Genomic DNA, 21,184 nt, shown 5'->3' with positions numbered 1-21,184 from the left:
GTTGCTTGTTGCTTGTTGCTTGTTGCTTGTTGCTTGTTGCTTGTTGCTTGTTGCTTGTTGCTTGTTTATTATATCTGATTTTACGTGAAAAACAAGCGTTGAAATCATGATTTTCTCCCCTAGATTAACCCGATCAAAACCTTAGCGCAAAATTTAGAATCCCAATTTTCTCCGCCAACATATTTCATATTTTATACCACGTTTTACATCGGGAGGTAGATAATAACACAGCGAGTAAAAGTTGTAAATGTCCAAGCTCAGAGAAACATGAAGTGGAAAGGGTTTCAACGGTCACGGGGGATTTACGCTGTTAAAAGTGCCACTTGACATACTCCCACGACTAAAGTCGTGAGATTGTAAGATCGACAAAGACAGCCGACTGAAACCGGTCTTACGTCTTCTCCTTGTAAGAGTGGATGCCCCCACTCTGAGAATATTTACAGCCGCCTTGATATCCCGATTGATATCCTGATTGATATCCCGGTCGTGTTTCGCCCCGCATATGACAAGAAACCAAATACAAAACAAACGCCGCCAACGACGACGTTGCGATTCTCATCCAATCTCATCCAACGGCTGAAACCGTTGGCTTTCTCATCGCTTTATCGTAAACCTATGATGATTACGTCCTCAAGATTCTGACTCTTCATCAAACAAAAGTAAATGCTGTTGCCCTGATCACATTCTAATAAGTACGTGAACGAAGGGAGGTAGTGTGGTACAATTTTTCAGATAATTCACTGGAAAGGATTTTTGGGAATTTTCCAGCAGGTATGGACTTTTGCGAAGCCGACGTTTAAACTATAAAAAGTGGGGGTGAGATTCGTCTGGTGACGGGCCCGGGCTTCAAACCCGGCGAGGGGTGGTTTGTGCTGTCCCTGGTGGGTTCGATCCCCACACACCTCCGCCAGAAAGAACAGTTTATAGTGAATCAAAATAAAAAGCCTAAAACCTAAAGTTAGAATAGCTAAAACAAGTAATTTGCTTTTCGAAAACACTTTTCATTATTTGAACTTGAACTTAATTTGAACTTAATCTGAACTTGAGCTTGAACTTAAATCTAAAATATTGGGAAGAAGGCGAAATTGCGTGAACATGTTGCGTAACGCTCAGGCGATTGAGTTGCGGGTCCGGGAGTGGCGGCGCCATATTCACGCCCATCCCGAATTGGGTATGGAAACGGAGGGTACGGCGGCCTTCGTCGAAAAAATTTTGAAGGCGATAGGCGTCACGAACGTCCGGCGCTGTGGGCGCGCGGGAGTGGTGGCCTTGATAGAAGGTCGGCCCGGAGGTTCTTGCGTGGGTTTGAGGGCGGACATGGACGCCTTACCGGTGAACGAGCGCAACGACTTGCCCTTTAAGTCCACTATCCCTGGAGCTGCCCACGTCTGCGGGCACGATGTCCACACGGCCTGTCTTTTGGGGACGGCGCAGATTCTCCACGACCTGCGCTCAGAGTTTTGCGGGATGGTAAAGCTGATTTTTCAACCCGGCGAAGAGGGTGCGGGTGGAGCGGCGATCATGATCGCGGATGGGGCGCTGCGGGACCCGGCGATGAAGTCGATTTTCGCGTTGCACGTGTGGCCAGACATCCCGGCCGGGACCGTAGGGATTCGACGAGGCGCGGTCTTGGCCGGTGCTCAAAGCGTCGAGATTCGTATCCAGGGCAAACAAGGACACGCGGCGCATCCGCATCGCTGCGTCGATCCTATTCTGATCGCGGGACACGTCATCTGCGGATTGCAGGCGATCGTCGCCAGGGAAATGGCGCCCCTGGATACTGGGGTTCTCTCCCTGGGGAAAATAACGGGCGGAACGGCGGGAAACATCATCCCTGAAGAGGTATTCATCGAAGGAACAATACGCGCCTTATCCAAGGAAGTTGCCCGACAGATTGCCGAGTCTGGCAAGCGTATCGTGGAGGGAACAGCGGCGGCGTTTCGCGGTTCGGGGAGTTTCAAGGTGGCCCCGGGGCTTCCCCCTCTCGTCAACGACGACGCCTTGTTCGACATGATGGAGGAGAATTTCGCGCGAAACTTTGGTGAAGCGCGAGTACGGACGCTGCCCACACCATCGATGGGAGGCGAGGATTTTACGCTGTTTCTAGAACACGTTCCAGGAGCCCATTTCCGCCTGGGAGTGGGACAGGAAGGCCGGGAGAACTTTCCTCTGCACTCACCAGATTTCGTTGTGGACGAAAGCGGTTTTTCCTATGGTGTGGCAGGATTGGCTATTCTGGCGTTAAGTGCCCTGAAAAGCTGAATACATAAAACGGAAGCAAAGAACTCCAGGAGTCATAGACTCCTGGAGAATTTAATAGAAGGGGTGATTTTTGTGCCAAACAAAGGATTGTCTCTGTTGTGGAAAATCAGCATAGGTTTTGCGGCGGGTATCGTGTTCGGTTTTGTTGCCGGCCCGATGGTTCCAGGAAGTCCCTTCCTGGGGAATTACGTGATGCCCTTCTTGGGCGCGGTGGGGAATATTTTTCTCACGCTTTTGAAGATGCTCATCGTGCCTCTGGTGTTTTCCAGCATCGTCGTGGGCGCGGCATCCATTGGTGATCCCAAGAAGCTGGGGCGTATCGGTGTCAAAACGCTGGTGCTCTATCTCCTCACCACAGCCGTGGCCATCATGTTCGGCCTGGTTTTGGGCAACATCATTCAACCCGGCGTGGGCATGAACATATCCGGAGTCACAGCCACCCCCGCGGCGGGGAAACCCCTTCTGGACGTTTTCATCGATATTTTCCCGTCGAACCCCATCGATTCTCTGGTGAAGGCGCACATGCTCCAGATTATTGTCTTTGCCTTGTTCTTCGGCGTTGCCGCCTTGTTCGCCGGCGAAAAAGGGAAACGCATCGTGGGAGCTTTCGACGCCATCGCCGAGGTCATGTACGCCATGACCCACATGGTGATGCGCTTGGCGCCTTATGGTGTTTTCTCCCTCATCACCGTCACCGCCGCACGATACGGGTTGTCTATTCTGGCGCCTTTCGGGAAGGTCATCGCCGCGGTTTACCTGGGATGCATCTTACACGCCGTCATCGTTTACTCCGGTCTGGTGGCGATTTTTTGCAAACGTTCTCCCCTCTGGTACTTCAAGGGCATACAAGAGGCGTCCATCACGGCTTTCGTTACCCGCTCTAGCTCGGGAACCCTGCCGATCACTATTGCCAACGTGCGGAACAATTTGGGCGTCTCCGAGGGCATCTGTTCCTTCGTCCTGCCTCTGGGAGCCACCATCAATATGGACGGTACGGCTTTGTATCAAGGAGTGTGCGCTCTCTTTGTGGCCCAAGCCTACGGTCTGGAGTTAGGTTTCAACGCCCAGCTCAGCATTATCGTTACGGCGACTTTGGCCTCTATCGGCACAGCCGGAGTGCCCGGCGCGGGGCTCATCATGCTGACGATGGTTTTGACGGGGGTTGGTCTGCCTATTGAGGGAATCGGTTTGGTGGCCGGTATCGACGCTGTTCTCGACGCCATAAGAACGTGCGTCAACGTCACAGGCGACACGGCGGTGTGTGCCGTCGTGGCCGCCACGGAGGGAGAGACCCTGTCACCGGGAGGCGGAACGCCAACGTAAGACGAATCGAAAGACGGGTCGAAAGACGGATCGAAGCGCTTTTGATTTGCAGCTTGCGAAACATATCGCGTAGACCCCAAGGATCTACGCGATATATTTATTCTTTCAAGCAATATGTTTATTTTCTCGAATTAAAGACTCCAGTTAAAGAGTCCCAAACGAATTTAAGACTCCAGAATTGAAGACTCCGAAGCTACTTCGCGCTTAGCGCCGCCATCGTGATGTAGTTATAGGGCTGGTTGAAGTGGGGCAAGAAGAAAATATCCAGCAATTTCAGCTTGTCTACGCTTAACTTTTCCTCGATAGCCAGGGAGAACAGGTGAATACCCATAGAAATGTTTTCGCGAGAGGCCATTTGTGCGCCCAGGACGCGGCGGGTGTCTTTGTCGTAAACGACGCGTAGCTTGACCTTGTGGTTGTTGTTCTTGATGAACGCGGGTTTTTGCAGGTCTTCGTAGTCAGCTGCCAAAGCGTTGTATCCCGCCTTTTTCGCCGCCTTGAGACTGAGTCCCGTAGAAACCATGTTGTAACCGTAAATACTGATGCCGTTGGAACCTTGAACCCCCAGCGATTCCAGTGGAGTACCACAGACATTGTGTCCCGCCACGATACCACTGCGTACCGCGTTAGTGGCGAGAGCGATATAAGCGACGTTCTGGACGGCGTTGGAATACACGGTAGCACAGTCGCCGATAGCGTAAACGTCGGGGCGGCTGGTTTGTTGTTTTAGATCGACCTTGTAAGCGCCGTTACCGATGGTTTCGAGGTCGCCTTTGCCCAGCTTGGTGTTGGGGCGGAAGCCGATAGCCATGACGACCGCCTCTACGGGATATTCCCCTTTGTTGCTAATCACGGCTGAAACTTTTTTATCACCCTTAAACAACTGTACCTTTTCTCCGAAATGGAGCTGTACACCCTGGTCAGCGAGAACCTTATCCATGTCGTGGGTCAACCATTCGTCATAATAACCGGAAAGACTGGTACTTTCCGCTTCAAAGAGCAAGGCGTTCCTTCCTCGACGGCGGACGGCCTCCGCCAGCTCCACGCCAATGTAACCCGCCCCGATGATCGCCACGTTTTTGACGGAAGGGTCATCCAAGACTTCATTGATCCGACGCCCGTCCTGAAAAAGCTTGACGGGCTGAATATTCTCCAGTCCAGCCCCTGGAATCGGGGGAAGCACCGGCAAGGACCCCGTGGCGAGAATCAATTTATCATAAGGCAAAACCTCTTTCTTGCCCTGTTTGTCCGTGATAAAGACTTGCTTAGCATTGAAGTCGACATGATTGACCTCGGTCTCCATCATCACCCGCGCGCCTTTTTGCTCCAGCGCCTCGCTGGAAGAGTAGAACAGGCCCTCGTAAGAATCAATCTGGCGACCGACCCACAGCGCCGTGCCACAACCCAAGTAGCTGATGTTGTCATTGCGATCGACGATCGTGAGCTCGTGGCCTTTATAGTTCTCCAAAATCGTGTTCGCGGTGGCCGTGCCCGCGTGATTCGCGCCAATCAGCAATATTTTGCTCATCTTATTGCCTCGCTTTCGCCGATATTTCATATCTTTGATTCACTATTCTTTGATTCACTATTCTTTAATTCACTATTCTTTGATTCACTATAGCGCTCCACGCGAAAGCGATAAACGGTAAAATCCTGATGTTTTTCTATGCCTGATTTGCGAAATGCGATGTCGATTTGTTGTTCGATGGTGTCCACACCCTCTAGGTCCGGCAGAAGCACGCCATGTTGCGACCCCCGACTGATGACGATGCCCCATACCGCAGGATCCAGTTCCTTGATGTCTGACACGAGCTCCAGTTCACTCAATACGTCCACGGAAAAGGTCACGCCCTCCAGCTCCGAGATTTTCATCGGCGCAAAACGCCAGTCTTGAGTAGAGGCCGCCACGGCATTCGCGATAACCTCTAGGTCCAGACGCGTTTTTGTGGGAACGATTGTCCCGACGCACCCCCGAAGGTCGCCTTGAAGGGTCTTGATCGACACAAAACACGCTCGCTTCATGTCCCATAAGCTCTTTTCTGGAAAGAACTCCGCGCCCGACACGGGAAGATACTCGCCCCCCAAAAGCCGCGTCACCGTGGCTCTGGCGAGTCGAATATAGGGATGATCTTCTTTAAGAAGATCTTCTTTAAGGTGAGAATTTTCGCGAGAAAATTCTGATTTAAGATGAGAATTTTCGTGAGAAAATTCCGAAATCGCGTTGCAGTACCCCACACCAAAAGGTCCCTCATAGGAGAGCACCTCGATGTTTTTTCCCAGCGCTTCGCGAATGCCCAACAGGGCCATGATGGACCGTAGCCCGCACTCCCCGGCGGCGTCCAGTTCCTCCGGCGAAAGCTCCAGGAGGGGTTGAGGATCGTTTGCGGAGAGCGCCCGGATGACGGTGTCGTCGAACTTCTTCCCCAAGGGGCTGTAGCCGGCTGGAGCGTCTGGTATGAGGCGATGGGACAAGTCTCCGCTGGCAAGTAGCCCCCAGTTCCAGGCGTCATCGAAGGAGGCCAAAGCCTGCCCCATTTTCAATGCCGACGGAGGATCCAGCCCGATGGGAGAGGCGAGGATAACCGGTGGAAGAGTCCCGCCCCAGGCTTGACTTAGGAAATAGAGAGGAACCAGCGTTCCCTGGTCGCTGCTAAGATTGGGGACCGTCCTTTCTTGAACCGCAAAACCCTTTTCGGACAGGTATGCCGCTAGAAGCTCCCGTTTCTTCAAGGGTGTTTCCAGACTAAAGGTCACCTCCGGGGCTCCGAAGAGCCCCAGCGATCCCTCCGTCCGGGGCGCTCCGTTAAGGAAAAGCGCCCCAGGCGAGTAAGGTTGATGAGGTGATAGAAGTAAAAGGCAATCCGGTTTTCGTCCCGTAAGTCTTTTCACCATCTTCTCCGCGCCTTCCAGAGTGATCTTGGCCTCCCTTTCGCGCCCACAGCCCACTTCGGGCACCATAATCGGCGGATGCGGCATCAGCGCCGCCCAACTCCATGACATCTATAATCACCTACCTCGATTCGATTGTACGAGTTCACCTCGTCCATTATAATAGCTGTAGAAAAACGTGAAAGAAAAAATGTAAAAAACACTGATGACGGAGAAGGCAAAGAGGGCGAAAAAGATAGAAAAGGTAAAGGAGAACGGCGCTGAAACGTCCAGAGAAATAAAAGATATGCGCCTCATAGTGGTATACCTGATAGGCATAACGTGGGCGATCTACGCTTACTCCAACGTGTTTTTCATGCTTGCGCCCTACCTGGCGCTCAAGGGTTTTCCTTCTGAACGGGTGGGAATTTTGGTGGGAGCCTTCTACGCCGCTACGACTCTGGTCCGTCCCCTGGGAGGCTGGATTGTGGAGCGGGTCGGCATGAAGCGCGCTCTCACGGTGTCGTCGGCCTTCTGTCTGGGGATAGCCTTTTTCATGTTCACCACCGTCTCTTTCTGGCCTCTCTTCTGGATACGTTTGGCGATGGGGTGTGGCTATGGAATTTTTGTCGTAGCCCTGACGACCTACCAATCCCTGGTGATCCCTGAGGAGACACGGGGCCTGGCCTTCGTATACATAACATTAGGGGCCCTGGCCTGCCTTTTTACCGTTGTTCCCCTCACGGACTGGTGCTTGACCCAGAACCACACCACCGCCTTTCTGGCCATTCCTCTTTTTACGGCGTCTTTGTGCGTAGCGCTGTCCTTTCGGCTGCCCTTGTCTCCGTCGCAAGCGACTATAGGAGCTGGAAAATGGGGAACTTGGGGTGAACTCTACCGGGACACACCCTTCTGGCGTACCTCTATCTCCTGCGCACTGTTCGGGCTTTGTGACGCTTCGATCGTTTACTTACCCTCCTTGGCCCTTTCCATGAAGCTCGTTCCCTCTTCCTTTGTGATCGCGAACGGACTGGGGGCACTGGCGGCGCGTATTTTGGGCCGCGGGTTCTTCAATCGCCACCCACGCTACATCTTCGCCGGACCGTCTCTGTTGGTCATGGCAATCTTTTTATGCCTGGTTACCACCGCAGCCAGTAACTTGTGGCTTTTTGGCTGCGGTTTATTTTATGGCGTGGGGATGGGGTACGGGTTTCCCGCGCATTTAGCCCTTGCGGGAGACCTAGCACCAGCCCGATTGCGCGCTAAATCCTCTTCCTTGGTTCATTTCTGTTACGACGCAAGTTGGCTTGTTCTGCCTGTGTTGATCGGCTTCGGGACTCCCTACGTGGGGGAGATGGGAGTGTTTCGTTTTTTGGGGCTCTTCGACGTCGTCTCCGGCGTTGGGGTGACGGTCATGTGGGCTCTCTATGCGAAGAGCTTAGCTCCCTTGAACCCGAAAACCTGAGCAGCTGTTTTATTACTCTTATCGCTCGTTTGGCGCGGCTCCACGCTGGATCTCCCTATTGGAGAAAAGATGCACGATGTAAGTATCCGACCAGCGCCGGCCGCTGTAGACCGCCTCAAACGTCAAAGCCGCATACACCGCTAAAAGGCAACCGAAAAACGCGGCGAAAACATAGAACGTTTGCTTGTACCAATTAACCTTGGAGCGCGTTTCGTAAATCTTCACGTGATGAGGACGTTCGACTTTTATGCCCTGTGCTTCCAGTTTCTCTCTCTCCCATTTTTCCCAAAGACTCACTTGTCTCGCCTCCTAAATATTTAGTAGTTTTTAAATACTAGTATATACTCGAACAATTCCAGACGCTAGACAGAAACTGTATAAAACTTTATAAATCTTACGTTTTTCTTTCCCACATTCGGCACAGGAACGTTCCCAGCACGCCGAACACAATGGCGGGCATCGTCCAGGCGAAGCCGTGGGTAGCGAAAGGAAGGTACTCGAAGGCGGAGAGTGTTCTGTCTATCGGGAGACCGAGGGCGGGGAGCATTTCGAAAAACCCTATCAGGAGCGTGGAGTATGCCGCACCAAGAAAGGTGCCTTTGTTGATGAAAGAACAGCGAAAGACATTCAACAGCACCAGGATGATAGAGGTGGGGTAGATGCAGATCAAGACCGGCGCGGCGTAGCGGACGATTGCATCGACTCCCAGGGTGGAGATCAGAAGACTGACGAAACAGATGATGAGGACGTTGAGTTTATAAGGTAACCGCCCTTTCGTCAGGCGCCAGAAGAAATAGGACGCTCCCGCTGTCAGTCCGATGGCGGTAGTCAAGCAAGCAAAGATGGTGGCGAAGGCTAGAGCCTGATGGCCCAAGTTGCCAAAGAGCCCGTCGATGAGGCCAATCAGCAGGGCAGCACGAGCGATACTCGTGGAGAAACTTCCTGTGCCAGTGGCCCCCAGGTAGAGTAGGCCGCCATAGACGAATAGAAGGCAAATTCCGGCCACGGCTGCGCATCCGATGACCATCTTCATCTGACGGCGCTGATCGTCGGAGTGGTGAGCGCGAATAACGGCGCAAATCGTGCCTGAAAAGACCAAGCCGCCAAAAATATCCAGAGTTTGATAACCATCGATGAATCCTTTGCGAAAGACCCCGACCAACCCTGTATCTTTGGGAATCCCTAGGGGCGTCATGAAACCCTTCACGATGATGAGGGTCATGATGACGATGAGGATGGGGGTCAGATATTTGCCGATGTTCTCTATCGCTTTGGAGGGGTTGAAAGCGAGGTAGACCACGATGGCGAAGAAAACACAAGAGGTCCAGAGCTGAGGGACAGAGCCGAAGATGGTAGCAACGCCGAGTTCATGAGTGGTCGCGGCTGTCCGAGGCACTGCGATCAGGAGGCTGGTGCAAAGCATGATGACAATCGAGAAAATCAAGGAAAAGACACGTCCCATTTCGGAGGAAATCCCCTCCTCCGTACCCCCCGCTCGAACAACCGCCACGAAGGATAGAATGGGAAGCAACACCCCGGAAATGGCGAACCCCGAAAGGGCTGTGAGCCAGTTCTTACCGGCGGCGAGGCCAATAGAGGGAGGAAAGATCAAATTTCCGGCGCCAAAAAAACTGGCAAAAAGCGCAAAACCGATAATGACGGTCGTTAAAATGTTTCTGCCCTTTTTCATAACATACCTCCCTGAGATATAAAGCGCTTCACCGATCTGAAATGTTCCTAGTCCTAGGGGGAAAACCGCGAATTTAAAGGAAAATTCAAGGAAAAATTATCCTCTTACTAAGGCAATATACTCTGTAAAAACCATAAAAAGGAGAGAAAATTCAGGATTCAAGTGTCCGCAAAAGTATCAGAAACTCCTACGATAAAGCAATGAGAAAGCCAACAGCTTCAGCCGTTGGATGAGATTGGATGAAATTGGATAAGATTGGATGAGATTGGATGAGAGATGAGAAGAGTGGAGGCATCCACTCTTAAAAGAAGATTTAAAAAAGGAAAAGACGTAAGACCGGTTTCAGTCGGCTGTCTTTGTCGATCTTAGCATTCCACAATTTTAGTCGTGGGAGTATGTCAAGTAATAGGATGTATCAGACGGATTCAGTGTCTCATAACGCCTACTTCCCTTGCTCCGATTGCCTTATTCTAAATTCTCCGATTGCCTTATTCTAATGGAAGGGTGTTTCTCGTCCTTCCCCCAGGGGAAACGACGGTGAATTGAGTGATGGCCGCGCGCCCCTCTCCATCTGCGGCGGAAATCCGATGGCGACCGTCCTGAAATTCATAGAAAAACGTTTCCCCTGCAAGGGAAGTCCCGATGTATCGGCCGTTTAGGTACCACCAGACTTTATCCAAAGCGCCCTCCACGCGCAGGGGGATCTTCTGTTCCTTCGCCAGAGGCGCCAAATAATAAGTGGCTTCCGCTATTGGCGAGGAGAAAACGATGTTGGGGCGTTTTTTCATCTCCGTGGGCGGCAATTTCCCCGTGGCCAGCTCGGCCGGCCACAAGAGCGCGCTTTTGCCCCCGCGAATGACATGGATGTCACAGGGCGTTTCCTGCGTTACACCTTCAACGACCCAGTCAAGTCGCGTCGAGAGGCAAGCTGCCGTGGGAGGGCATCCTGAAAGGGAACAGACCTCCCTTAGCGCCAAGCCATCTGGGCGGTCGTACCAGCGAGAGCGGGGGGAAAAGACCCGCAGAATCGAAAGGGCGATAGGAGCCGCCGCCTTCACCCCAACTAGGCCGGGCCAGGATTCGCCGCTGGGTTTTCCCACCCAAACCGTCACGGTGAAATCAGGCGTCCACGCGGCCGTCCAGGCGTCGCGCAGACCGTAGGAGGTTCCCGTCTTGAAAGCCACGCGCCACGTCCCACCCAGAGTCTCTCTAGCGAAAGCCGAAAGGCGGCTCTTGTTGTCCAGAATGTCGCTCACCATCCAAGCGGCCGCGGCGGAGGTTAGGCGCGCTCCTTTTAAATCTCCTTTTAAATCCTCTTTTAAATCTTCTTTTGAATCTTCTTTTAAAAGAAATCTTTTCAAAAGAGAAAGTCTCCGGTGAACACCTCCGCTAGCCAGTGCCGTATAGGCCTCTAAAACCTGCCGGAGCGAAACCTCGCAGCCGCCCAAGATGAGAGAATCACCGTAGTAGGAAGAGGATTCCCGTAATCGAAGCCCCATTTCGCGCATCAACCTCAACACGTTTTCCTGTCCCGCCATGCGCAACACCCGGACGGCTGGAGCGTTTAGCGAGTCTGACAAAGCCACCTGGGCAGTGACCGCACCTCTGTAGGTCAGGTCGAAATTGCGAGGCGCTCGTCCTGAAAAAGCCAGAGGTGAGTCCGCCAACAAGGAGCCTGGAGTCAAAAGTCCCTTGTCGAACGCCGCTAAGTAGGCGAAGGGCTTCAAGACGGATCCAGGTGACCGAGGCGCCAAGCCGCAGTCCACCCAAGAGCTTTGTCCCTCTCGTCCGAAACGAGCGTTCCCTACCCACGCCACCAATCCACCAGTCTGGTTGTCGACCACGCCCGCGGCCACCGTCACAGTATCAGGCAAAGAGGCCACTGCCTGGCTCAAAATGGCCTCCAGTTTTGTCTGTGACTCCAGGTTAAGCGTCGTCGTTATACGATTCCAGGCATGGAGATTTTCGGAGCGGAGATTTTCGGAGTGGCGCAAAGATTCTGGTTCATTCAAAACCATTTCAGCGAAGTGAAAAGCTCGCCTGGGCAGTTGCGCCCATTTGGAGGGAAGGAGCTCCAATCGTGCCAGTTTAGCCTCTTCGCGGCTAAAAACACCCTTTTGTTCCAAAAGATAAATAACGAAGTCTCTGCGTTTTTTCGCCGCTGTGGGATGCTTGTCCGGGCGGTAGAGGGACGGACCCTTCAACATGCCCACCAGAAGACAAGCCTCGCCCGGCGAGAGCTTCGAGGCGGGCTTGTTAAAGTAAATCAAGGAGGCAGCCTGAACGCCTCGGATGTTGCCTCCAAAGGACGCTCGATTCAGGTAGATCTCCAGGATCCCGTCCTTGTCCATGAGACGCTCCAGCTTCAAAGCCTGTACGAACTCCCGCGTTTTGGTGGCGAAGTTGCGCCGTCTTCCGCCTTCTTTCTGAGGAACACGCTCGGATAGGGAAAGCCGTATCACTTGGCTCGTGATGGTGGACGCGCCCGATACGACGCGAAAGGATGTCACATTTTGCCAAATGGCCCGTAACAGGGCCAAGGGGTCCACACCTGGGTGGCTATAAAAGCGGCGATCCTCTATTCCAACGGCAACGCGCGGCAACCATTTGCCCATGTCCGTCAGGGGAATCGGCAGTGACCATTCCGAACTCCGGGAGAGCCTCACGTGGAAAAGCCGCCCTTCCGTGTCGTAAAGGGCGGGAGAATCATTCCAATTCTCCATCTCCTCCAGAGAAAGGGAAATTTGCGTCGAAACGACCAGAGAAATAACAGCGAAAAACGCCGCTACGGAAAGCATCAGCGTGACAAACGTGTTTTTTTCACGCCTGTTTTCGGAACTTTGCTTGGACCTATCAAAGTCTCGGTCATTGGGCGCAAATAACGCAAACATTATGAAAAAGCCTCCTTACAATCCCACAACTTTAGTCGTGGGATTATGTCAAGCGATCTGTCTATACGCGCATAGACACTAAATACACGCATAGACACTAACGCCGCCTCAGACGTGCGTCTTCGCTCTTTTGCCGCTTTTGAGTTGAGTTGCGATCCTCTGGAACTCCGCCATTTCCTCGAAGGTGGCCTCATGACGTTTCATCCGTTCGTCTAGATAGCTCAATCGTTCTTGCGCCCGCTTGCGCTTCAGAGCCTCGCAGACGGCTCTCCAGGGGTCGGGGTCCCGCGCAAACTCCAGCTCCTCGCAAAACGAATCCCCTCGAGCGATGAAGGCCAAAGGAAAACGCTCGTTCATAGTGTGCCACCGTGTTTCCAACTCATGAGGCGATTCCATCAAGATAGCCAACGCAATTTCCTTGACGCGGGAGTCCGCAAGAAGGGACAAGATCTCCTCGGGACGGGAAGACCGGCGGTACTCTTCATCTCGCCAAAGTAGCGCGCAAAGCGCCGCTTCAAGGGGATCGTAAAGAGTCCGTTCGTTTTTCCTCACAACACGGCCTTTTTCTGGGTCGCTCTCTTTTGGGACACGCGCTCCCGTCCTGCTGCGACGCCGGAAAAGCTCCCACTCGCGCCAGAATTGGTCGGGGTAGAACCCCATAGCCGCGGCTACTTGCGGGACATAGGGCGAGATTATCGTGGGATGAAGCTGGGATAGTCCCTCGAATAAAGATTGCACTCCTCCCCGCCGCGCTACGGGATCGTCAAGCAAAGCCCGTACCGTGTGCAGATGTTGTAGAACCAGCGGACGCGCTCCCGTCAACGCCGCCTCGAACAGTTCCTTTCCACCTTCCGAGTTTAGCAGCTCGTCGGGGTCCTTTCCCTTGGGCAAGGAGATGACGTAAACGTCGAGTTCGTAATTCTGCAACGTGTACATTCCCTTGATTGCCGCTTCCTGTCCCGCCGCGTCGCTATCGTAACAAATGTAGCATCGGCTGCTGAAGCGCTTCAGGAGCTTCGCCTGCTCCTCGGTGAGGGACGTGCCCAGAGAAGCGACGGACTCGGTGTAGCCGTGAATGTGCAGCCGCAGGGCGTCCATGTAACCCTCCACCAAAATCGCGCGCCGCTTTTCCCGAATGGTGTTCTTGGCCACGTGCAACAAGTAGAGATTGCGGCGTTTGCTGTAAAGCGTGCCCTCAGGACTGTTGATGTACTTGGCCCCTTCTCCGTCCACGACGCGTCCACCGAAGGCGATCAAACGCCCCGACACGTCGTGGATGGGAAAGATCACCCTGCCACGGAAACGATCATAAAACCCACCCCGCTGAGATTCCAGTATGAGCCCGGCGTCCAAAGCCTCCTGGGCTGAAACGCGCTCGTTCTGGAGCAAACGCCAGATGTGATCCCAAGAGCTGCCGCTCCAACCCAGCTCGAAGCGCGAGGCCAAGTCGAGCGAAATATCGCGCCGAATCAGGTAAGATCGCGCCACCTCTCCCTCGGGAGCGGTCAATAACGCGCGAAAAGACTTGCCCGCGATCTCCATGACCTCGTGTAGGTTGCCGGAGGCGCGTTTATTTCCAACGCCTTCCAAGGGGGTCAGCTTAACCCCTGCCCGCTCGGCTAGGAGTTCGAGGGCCTGGCGAAACTCCAACCCCTCCGCCTCCATGACGAAGGAAAAAACGTCGCCTCCTTTGCCGCAACCATAACAATGATAGTTCTGTTTTTCCTGAGAAACGTGAAAAGAAGGGGTTTTCTCGTCGTGAAAGGGGCAAAGGCCCATATAACCCCGGCCGGATCGGTGAAGACGCACCTTGTCCCCCACAACCTCTAAAATATCCAGTCGGTCCTTGATTCTTTTGACGTCGTCGTTCGCCACGCTCTTCACCCGCTCACAGTACCTCAAAAATAGGGAAACAAAATAAGAGCCCATTCTAAGCCCTAGCTCATTGTACCACCGGAGATTTTTTAAGGGATAACCAGCGTGATTGGAGTGAATATGATCTAACGAGACGTCAGTTCATCAATCTCAGTTCATCAATCCCTGAATCTGATCCAAAGACAATTTGGTGTTTTTCGCGATAGCGTCCGGCGACATCCCATCCGTAAGCCGATTACGCGCCACTTCGAGCTTGCCGTCTATTTTGCCTTGATTTTGCCTTGATTTTGCCTTGATCAATGCCGCGCTGTTTAATCTCGGCCACGGAGTCCCTCAATATCATGCGAGCATCCTTATCATGCGAGCATCCTTCGGCAAAGGGTGTCGATTTCTTCTCGAAGGAAATCCGAGGAGAGGGAAGAAGGAAGAGGCATCAGAGGCTGGGGAAGAAGACCTTCCCGCCAAAGGGGAATTTGCCGGTCCGCGGCGAAGGCCTCGACTTTTGGATCGTAGGGCGCGACCACCAGGGGAACTTGTGCCGCCGCCGCAAGGATCGCGAAATGTAGTCTCATTCCCGCGGCGGCCCTCACCCCGCGAAGGACATCCAAAACTTCCGAAAGAGTCGTAGCCCGCTCTACTCTTAAAAGGGGAAAATATCCCTCTCGCGCAAAACGGCGCATTAAAACCTCGTCTTCCTCTGAAAAGGCAAGCCCCCACACTTCCAGGGCGGAAACCCGCGCATAAGTCGAAACCGCGTCGGCAAAAGACCGGGCCATATCCCCGGAACGCAGATTCACCACCAGCCTCGGTCTGGTCGTTGTCGCCACAAACCGATCCCTCATCGAAGCCAAAGCCGAAGCCGAAGCCACGGCATCCACAGAAAAAGTTAGATCGTGACCGACCTCCACGAAGAGCCCTAGATTTTCGCAAAGCAACCGAGAGGGTTCATCACGAACCTGCGCCACAGGACAAAGCCTTAGAGCGTCCCACGCCAGCCATCGACCCCAGCGCGTCACAAGAGGGCCTACCGACTGTCCCAAAGCCCAGGGTACAGCCCCCGCTAAACGCGCTATCCTTACCAACCCCCAATAGTAGACACAGGAGCGCAGGCTGGTCACGTCTTGAAACAGCCCTCCGCCTCCCAGTAAAAGCGTATCGCTTTGACTCAGCACGCGACAAACTCGTCTTAGACTCCAGCGATCCACTGCGTCCGTCCCCAGACGCCGGCGCGAACCCTCTGGGTCATTGGAGAGCAGCACGATCTGGCTCCTCTCAACCCCACAGCGCAAAAGAGCGGCAACCGCGGCCTCAGCTAAAAGCTCGTCGCCCAGGTTACCGAAACCGTAGTAGCCGCTCAGGGCGACTCGATAACGCCGTTTCACAAAATTTACTCCGTCAGAAACCGGAGCCTTTGCCACAGCGGCAACAGAAAATATTTTAGGCCAAAGGTCGCGAAGACACCCAGGAGTACCCCCAGCCATAAGCCATGAAACTCCCGCAGTAGAATGAAAAATAAAGGAGTGTGATAATGACAGAAACTGTTCACCACGGAGGAAAAACCTAAAGCCACTCCCACCCGCAAAATTTCCCGATAGCGCGTCCAGAGCCCCCACTTTGCGGCAAAAGCGTAAAGCACAAGACAAGGGTAGCCCATAAAAACCTCTTTGTTGCGGGGACGGGCCACCAGAAAGCGCTCCAAGTTGTTGCGGATCTGAGCCTCGAAGCCGGGGATAAAGTGAACGTTGTCGCTGCGGAAAAGGGCCAACACCAGAACCATCAGCAAGGCCACCCCCAGGGCCAACTCACCCCAAAGAGGTGGCCGAGAAAGAAACTCCGACAAAGACTCCGAGTGAACGCGCCTACGCATGTCGTGAAGCAGCACCAAAAGCGGAGGAAGGGCCAGGGTGAGCTTTACCCCTGAAAAAGACCGGAGGCGTAGCATGTAGACGGGCTCGCTGAAAAGGGCGGCAATGGCCAACCCTGAAATCACGGCAAAGCAAACGCCCCTGGCAAACGAGCGCCAAGGATGGCAGGGATCGTCCATAGCCATCAAAGAAGCCTCGGTCACCACCAGTGCGGCGGAGAAAGCCCCGACCAGCCGAGCGACGACACCCACCTTCCAAACAACTAGGGCCAAGACGCAGGCGCAACCTACGAAAGCGATAGCGTTAATGGGCATGAGGTCCCCTCGATAACCTGCCATACGCCTCACGTAGAGAACTCCAGACAACAGGAAAACCAACGAACAGGCCAGAGCCGAAAAACCGTTTATAGTCCACCCGGCGCGGTCGGCGAAGACGGGCTTCGGCCATCCTGTCTGGAATCCTCGGGATCTCAGATCCTCAGCGAGGCGCTGGATTTCCGAGCCGAAGTTCTCCAGTGAAGATTTCACGTTGCCGGATACGGCGGGGCGCAGAACCAGAAGACGCACGGAGCGCTCCACCGCGGAGCGGACGAGGCGCTCGTAAAGGGTCGCTCTGTCGATTCTGCGGATAGTCACCTCGTCGTTGGCCACGCTGTGCAATGCGATAAGGTTGGGATAGGACAGCCAATTGAGCTGCGTCGCGCCCCACTGGCGAGAAAACTCGATCTGCGCCACCGGAACATGATATTTTTTCAAGAGGGAGGCCAGAGGGGTCATGTCGGGGTAACCCGCCGCGATTTCCCCAGCCGGAGCCACAATTATGGCTCCTGGGTATTTGGCAAACTGAGAGAGCACTCGCTCCGTTGTCTCCAGGGACTGCCGCAATTGCCAGGTCTGAGCGGGGGCGACCCGATAAAATATGGGTATTCCCAATTCCACCCCCGTATTCAGGCCCTCCAAGTCAGGACCCACGTCATAGAGAACATCGTCGATCGTGAACTCCTTGACCATCAAGCCCCCGACCCCTTTACCCTTGAGGAAGCCGAGAGCCTCTTTCGTGGGGATTCCTTCGTCCTCAGCCAAGGGCGTGATGTCGCGGTAATCCACGACAATCGCCACGTCTCGGTTGTCACGTTCCAGTTCCAGACGGGGCAACAAGCCGATCCCTGCACAAACCCCAACGGCGACCAGAAGACCTACCGTTAAAACACCGGACGTTACTCGAAAAATTTTGGAACCTTTCAAAAACATCTTCTTCCCATCCTCCAAAGCCGAGGCAAATCTAGTCCCAGCGCCTCCAGCATCGCGGCAAGCCTGCACAGCGGCAAACCCACTACGTTGAAATAATCCCCTTCTATCGACGAGACAAGCAAAGCCCCCTTGCCTTGGATGGCGTAAGCCCCCGCCTTGTCCAACCCCTCTCCCGTCTTCACATAGGCGCGCATGGCTGCCTCATTCAAGGGGCGAAAGCAGACCCAGGTCCGCTCTAAAGCGCTCGTGGCGCGCCCCTTCCATCGCACCCCGAGTCCTGTCAAGACCTCGTGGGTCCGCCCTTGAAGGCGTTCGATCATTTTCAAACTTTCCTCTTCGTTACGGGGCTTTCCCAAAACGTCCCCATCCACAACAACAACCGTGTCGGCCGCGATAATGAGGAGGTTTTCATTCATGAGGTTTTCATTCATGAGCATGAGGTTTTCATTCATAAGCTTTTCATTCATGGCGGCAGCCGCGTTAGTTTTTGCCACTGCTTGGGCCTTGGTCGCCGCCAAACGCAAACAAAGTTTATCAGGGGATTCTCCGGGAAGAGGGCTTTCGTCCACCTGGGGAACCGCCACTCGGAATTTCCAACCCAGTTCTTTCAAAAGCTCGCGCCTTCTGGGGCTTCCAGAGGCCAGGAGAATATCGATATTATCCAAACTATCCAAACTATCTAAAATATCCAGATCAAGGTGAGAACTCATATCCAATCTAAAAGTTTCCCGTTATAGCGGTCACGATGGCCATCACACCCAGGAGAAAACAGTAGATGCCGAAATAAGCCCACCGACCTGACAAGACTAACCGACGTAGAAACGCCAGAGAAAGACAGCCCAGCGCGAAGGCGGCAATGACGGCCCAAACCCAGCCTTCCGGCAAACTCAAGAGGGGATCGCGCAAGATCTTGACACCTTCCAAAAGGCTGGCGCCCAAGATCACGGGAATGGACATCAAAAAAGACAAACGAAATGCCTCCGAGGCGCCCAATCCCAAAAACAAGGCCACGGCAATCGTGGATCCCGACCGAGAAATTCCTGGAAAAACAGCTAGTCCTTGCACCAACCCCACGAGAAGGACCTTCTTGAGAGAAATTTCTTTCCGTCCCTCCGGAGCGAGCGGGACTACGCACAAAAGCCCCGCTGTCACCAACAACCCGGCGCCCACGGCAAGATAAGAGGACATCGCCGTCTCCACCGCCTTTTCCAAGGGCAGCGCTACGATGCCCGTAATTGCCGTCCCCGCCAAGATCAACCAACCATAGCGCCAACCTTCCCTAGCGCGATCCTTCTCCAAAAAGAACCCTCCGCACCATTGTTTCAGAATCATGGCCACATCTTTTCGAAAAAAAATCAGAACAGCCAACACCGTAGCGCAGTGGAGGAAGAGGTCGAAGGCCAAAAGGTTGTCGGTGGGTGACTCGAAAAAAGTCTGCAATAGGGCCAAATGCCCCGAACTGCTCACCGGTAAAAACTCCGTCACGCCTTGAACAACGCCGAGGATCAACGTCCTCCACGCGCCTTGCCAAGTAAAATCCATACTATCCGTACACCTTCCCCAACTTTCTATATTTCCCACCGGTTAAAAAAACTCTTTTTCAAGCCAGTTTCCGGCGTTCCGTTCCTCGCCAACGACGGAGATCATGGGCATGATCACGGCATAGGAGGCGTTACGGCGTCTCAGCACATCGCGGACCCGGTTCTTAATTCCCTTGCTCAAAGACTCTACATCGATTTTGTGGCTACCCGTGAACTCCTTTAGAACCCTTTCCGACACGGCCTGGATTTCGTCCAAAATGTCGCTTTCTTCGTCTTGAACAAAACATCCACGACTTTCCACGACAATAGGAGCCAAAAGGTTCCCATTCCGCCCAATGGCTAGCGAGACGGCGATGATGCCATCTTCCGCCAGCTCTCGGCGCTCTTTCATGACGCGCCCTTTAATTTCTCCCACGGCATTCCCGTCGATCACCACGGCTCCGGCTTGCACTCGATCCTTGGTGCTGGGGCGCGCTCCCTTCTGAAAGCTCAAGACGTCGCCGTTGGTCATAATAAAGATATTTCGACTCGGTATCCCCACATCTTGAGCCAGTTGGGAATGACGCACCAGATGGCGGTACTCTCCGTGAATGGGAGCGAAATATTGGGGTCGCACCAAGTTCAGCACGATCTTCAGTTCCTCCGCTGAGGCGTGTCCAGATACATGAGTCATCTTGTCTGCTTCATAGACAACCTCGCACCCGATAGAAAATAACCTGTTGATCGTGTTGTTGACCAGTTTCTCGTTGCCCGGAATGATCGAAGCCAGAAAAAACACGGCGTCTCGTTCGCCCAGGGAAATCTGTTTGTGCTCGCCCCGACTCATCATCACTAGTCCCGAAAAAGGCTCGCCCTGGCTGCCCGTGGTCATCACCACCAGTTGATTTTCCGGGACCTTCCCTATGTCCTCCACGGGAAGGATCATCTTTTCTTCTATCCGCAAATAGCCCAAGTTTTTTGCCAGCTCCACGTTTCGGACCATACTGCGCCCCAGAAACGCGATTTTGCGGTTGAAACGGGCCGCTCCGTCCACAACCTGCTGGATGCGGTGAACGTTGCTAGCGAAGGAGGAGATGATGAGGCGCCTCGTCCTGTAGTTCCTGTAGAGGTGGTCCAAAGTTCCCCCGATCAGGCGCTCCGAGGGTGTAAATCCCTTGCGCTCGGCGTTCGTCGAGTCGGAGAGCAACAGAAGCACACCCTTGTCCCCTTCCTCGGCGAAAGCTCCATAGTCTGTGATACGTCCGTCGATGGGAGTAGAGTCCAGCTTGAAGTCGCCGGTGTGAATCACCCGTCCCAGCGGTGTCTCAATGGAGAGAGCGACACAATCGGGTATGGAGTGGCTGACCGCGATGAAGCGTATATTGAAAGGACCGATTTCCATCACGTCCCCCGCCTTGATCTCCTCCATGCGAGGTTCCAAAAAAGGCAGGTCTTCGCGTAACTTATTCCCCACCAGCCCCAAAGTCAGGCGCGTTCCATAAATGGGGATGTCAAGTCTCTGGAGCACAAAAGGCAGCCCGCCCGTGTGGTCTTCGTGTCCGTGGGTTAAAAAGATGCCCAATATCTTCTCTCGATTGGCCTCCAGGTATGAAATATCCGGCACGATAAAATCAATCCCCGGCAGTTCCTGATCGGGAAACATCAATCCACAGTCGATAACGACAATATCGTCACCGTATTCGAGGGCGTACATATTCTTGCCGATCTCCCCCAGCCCTCCCAGGGGAATGAACTTCAATCGAGCCCCGCCCGCTTTCGCCGCAATAGACGCATTACGCCTATACCGTGGTTTCGTAGCCATTTATAATTTTTGCCTCCAACAACTTCAGTGTTCCAATATTTCGTTCTTTCAATTATTTATTTCGCTCTTTTATTTCGCTCTTTTTATTTCACTCTTTCAATGAACATTTTTCAAAAAATTCCACATCTCAACATTATACCTATAGTACATTATACTCGTCAGGGAAAGCAGGGAAAGAGAGCGTTTCACATTCAATTTGACATACTCCCACGACTAAAGTTGTGGGATTCTAAGATCGACAAAGACAGCCGAAAAGACAGCCAACTTAAACCGGTCTTACGTCTTCTCCTTTAAGAGTAGATGCCCCCACTCTGAGAATATTTACAGCCGCCTTGATATCCCGATTGATATCC

The 21,184-nt window shown here is 53.5% G+C and carries 15 protein-coding genes and 1 tRNA gene; 4 read left to right on the top strand and 12 right to left on the bottom strand.

What is annotated here, in order from left to right; all coding sequences use genetic code 11:
* The first annotated feature begins 812 nt into the window (after window positions 1-812).
* The 3 genes from LBJ36_04645 (at window position 813) to LBJ36_04635 (ending at window position 3,585) form a co-directional block, all read left to right on the top strand.
* Window positions 813-910 (top strand) — tRNA-Sec (locus LBJ36_04645).
* Window positions 911-1,095: 185 nt separating this feature from the next.
* Window positions 1,096-2,262, top strand: a complete 1,167-nt coding sequence (locus LBJ36_04640; GenBank protein ID MDR1378320.1) for an amidohydrolase — start codon at window positions 1,096-1,098, stop codon at window positions 2,260-2,262.
* Window positions 2,263-2,334: 72 nt separating this feature from the next.
* Window positions 2,335-3,585 (top strand): dicarboxylate/amino acid:cation symporter, encoded by a 1,251-nt coding sequence (locus LBJ36_04635; GenBank protein ID MDR1378319.1) that lies wholly within the window; start codon window positions 2,335-2,337, stop codon window positions 3,583-3,585.
* A gap of 193 nt (window positions 3,586-3,778) precedes the next feature.
* Here the strand turns inward: LBJ36_04635 and LBJ36_04630 are convergent, their stop codons facing one another.
* Both LBJ36_04630 and amrA read right to left on the bottom strand, forming a co-directional pair.
* Window positions 3,779-5,113: an FAD-dependent oxidoreductase gene (locus LBJ36_04630; protein ID MDR1378318.1), complete on the bottom strand. Its 1,335-nt coding sequence runs from the start codon at window positions 5,111-5,113 to the stop codon at window positions 3,779-3,781.
* Between the two features lie 26 nt (window positions 5,114-5,139).
* Window positions 5,140-6,585: an AmmeMemoRadiSam system protein A gene (gene amrA, locus LBJ36_04625; GenBank protein ID MDR1378317.1), complete on the bottom strand. Its 1,446-nt coding sequence runs from the start codon at window positions 6,583-6,585 to the stop codon at window positions 5,140-5,142.
* A 94-nt stretch (window positions 6,586-6,679) separates the two neighbouring features.
* Here amrA and LBJ36_04620 point away from each other — a divergent pair, with 94 nt between their 5' ends.
* On the top strand, window positions 6,680-7,918 hold the full coding sequence (locus LBJ36_04620; GenBank protein ID MDR1378316.1) for an MFS transporter: 1,239 nt from the start codon (window positions 6,680-6,682) through the stop codon (window positions 7,916-7,918).
* A gap of 18 nt (window positions 7,919-7,936) precedes the next feature.
* Here LBJ36_04620 and LBJ36_04615 read toward each other — a convergent pair whose 3' ends face one another.
* From LBJ36_04615 to LBJ36_04570, 10 genes are all read right to left on the bottom strand, one after another.
* A complete protein-coding gene (locus LBJ36_04615) occupies window positions 7,937-8,215 on the bottom strand; it encodes a hypothetical protein (GenBank protein MDR1378315.1) in 279 nt (92 codons plus the stop codon).
* A 97-nt stretch (window positions 8,216-8,312) separates the two neighbouring features.
* The gene (gene brnQ, locus LBJ36_04610; GenBank protein ID MDR1378314.1) at window positions 8,313-9,608 is read right to left on the bottom strand and encodes a branched-chain amino acid transport system II carrier protein; all 1,296 of its coding nucleotides are present in this window, start codon (window positions 9,606-9,608) and stop codon (window positions 8,313-8,315) included.
* Window positions 9,609-10,096: 488 nt separating this feature from the next.
* Entirely contained in the window at window positions 10,097-12,499 is a 2,403-nt protein-coding gene (pbpC, locus tag LBJ36_04605; protein MDR1378313.1) for a penicillin-binding protein 1C, read from the bottom strand.
* 108 nt (window positions 12,500-12,607) lie between these two features.
* Window positions 12,608-14,428, bottom strand: coding sequence for a DNA primase (gene dnaG, locus LBJ36_04600; GenBank protein ID MDR1378312.1), 1,821 nt, complete (start codon window positions 14,426-14,428; stop codon window positions 12,608-12,610).
* Between the two features lie 96 nt (window positions 14,429-14,524).
* Window positions 14,525-14,674 carry a hypothetical protein gene (locus LBJ36_04595; protein ID MDR1378311.1) on the bottom strand — a complete coding sequence of 50 codons (150 nt, stop codon included), beginning with the start codon at window positions 14,672-14,674 and terminating at the stop codon, window positions 14,525-14,527.
* Between the two features lie 56 nt (window positions 14,675-14,730).
* Window positions 14,731-15,756 (bottom strand): polysaccharide pyruvyl transferase CsaB, encoded by a 1,026-nt coding sequence (gene csaB, locus LBJ36_04590; GenBank protein MDR1378310.1) that lies wholly within the window; start codon window positions 15,754-15,756, stop codon window positions 14,731-14,733.
* Window positions 15,757-15,761: 5 nt separating this feature from the next.
* Window positions 15,762-17,489: a DUF5693 family protein gene (locus tag LBJ36_04585; protein MDR1378309.1), complete on the bottom strand. Its 1,728-nt coding sequence runs from the start codon at window positions 17,487-17,489 to the stop codon at window positions 15,762-15,764.
* Window positions 17,480-18,199 (bottom strand): Maf family protein, encoded by a 720-nt coding sequence (locus tag LBJ36_04580; GenBank protein ID MDR1378308.1) that lies wholly within the window; start codon window positions 18,197-18,199, stop codon window positions 17,480-17,482. Before LBJ36_04580 ends, LBJ36_04585 begins: the two co-directional genes overlap by 10 nt.
* A 7-nt stretch (window positions 18,200-18,206) precedes the next feature.
* Complete coding sequence (locus tag LBJ36_04575) at window positions 18,207-19,031, bottom strand: undecaprenyl-diphosphate phosphatase (GenBank protein ID MDR1378307.1); 825 nt, start codon at window positions 19,029-19,031, stop codon at window positions 18,207-18,209.
* Between the two features lie 42 nt (window positions 19,032-19,073).
* Window positions 19,074-20,831 carry a ribonuclease J gene (locus LBJ36_04570; GenBank protein ID MDR1378306.1) on the bottom strand — a complete coding sequence of 586 codons (1,758 nt, stop codon included), beginning with the start codon at window positions 20,829-20,831 and terminating at the stop codon, window positions 19,074-19,076.
* Window positions 20,832-21,184: the final 353 nt, after the last annotated feature.

The organism is Synergistaceae bacterium, from assembly GCA_031267575.1.
In the GTDB taxonomy this organism is placed as follows: domain Bacteria; phylum Synergistota; class Synergistia; order Synergistales; family Aminobacteriaceae; genus JAIRYN01.
The sequence above is the reverse complement of the archived record's forward strand: the minus strand, read 5'-3'. Positions and strand labels throughout refer to the sequence as shown.

Coding starts and splice junctions, on each gene's coding strand:
- LBJ36_04640 (MDR1378320.1), top strand. CDS start 1,096: ATGTTGCGTAACGCTCAGGCGATTGAGTTGCGGGTCCGGGAGTGGCGG.
- LBJ36_04630 (MDR1378318.1), bottom strand. CDS start 5,113: ATGAGCAAAATATTGCTGATTGGCGCGAATCACGCGGGCACGGCCACC.
- amrA (MDR1378317.1), bottom strand. CDS start 6,585: ATGTCATGGAGTTGGGCGGCGCTGATGCCGCATCCGCCGATTATGGTG.
- LBJ36_04620 (MDR1378316.1), top strand. CDS start 6,680: ATGACGGAGAAGGCAAAGAGGGCGAAAAAGATAGAAAAGGTAAAGGAG.
- brnQ (MDR1378314.1), bottom strand. CDS start 9,608: ATGAAAAAGGGCAGAAACATTTTAACGACCGTCATTATCGGTTTTGCG.
- pbpC (MDR1378313.1), bottom strand. CDS start 12,499: ATGTTTGCGTTATTTGCGCCCAATGACCGAGACTTTGATAGGTCCAAG.
- dnaG (MDR1378312.1), bottom strand. CDS start 14,428: ATGGGCTCTTATTTTGTTTCCCTATTTTTGAGGTACTGTGAGCGGGTG.
- LBJ36_04585 (MDR1378309.1), bottom strand. CDS start 17,489: ATGTTTTTGAAAGGTTCCAAAATTTTTCGAGTAACGTCCGGTGTTTTA.
- LBJ36_04580 (MDR1378308.1), bottom strand. CDS start 18,199: ATGAGTTCTCACCTTGATCTGGATATTTTAGATAGTTTGGATAGTTTG.
- LBJ36_04575 (MDR1378307.1), bottom strand. CDS start 19,031: ATGGATTTTACTTGGCAAGGCGCGTGGAGGACGTTGATCCTCGGCGTT.
- LBJ36_04570 (MDR1378306.1), bottom strand. CDS start 20,831: ATGGCTACGAAACCACGGTATAGGCGTAATGCGTCTATTGCGGCGAAA.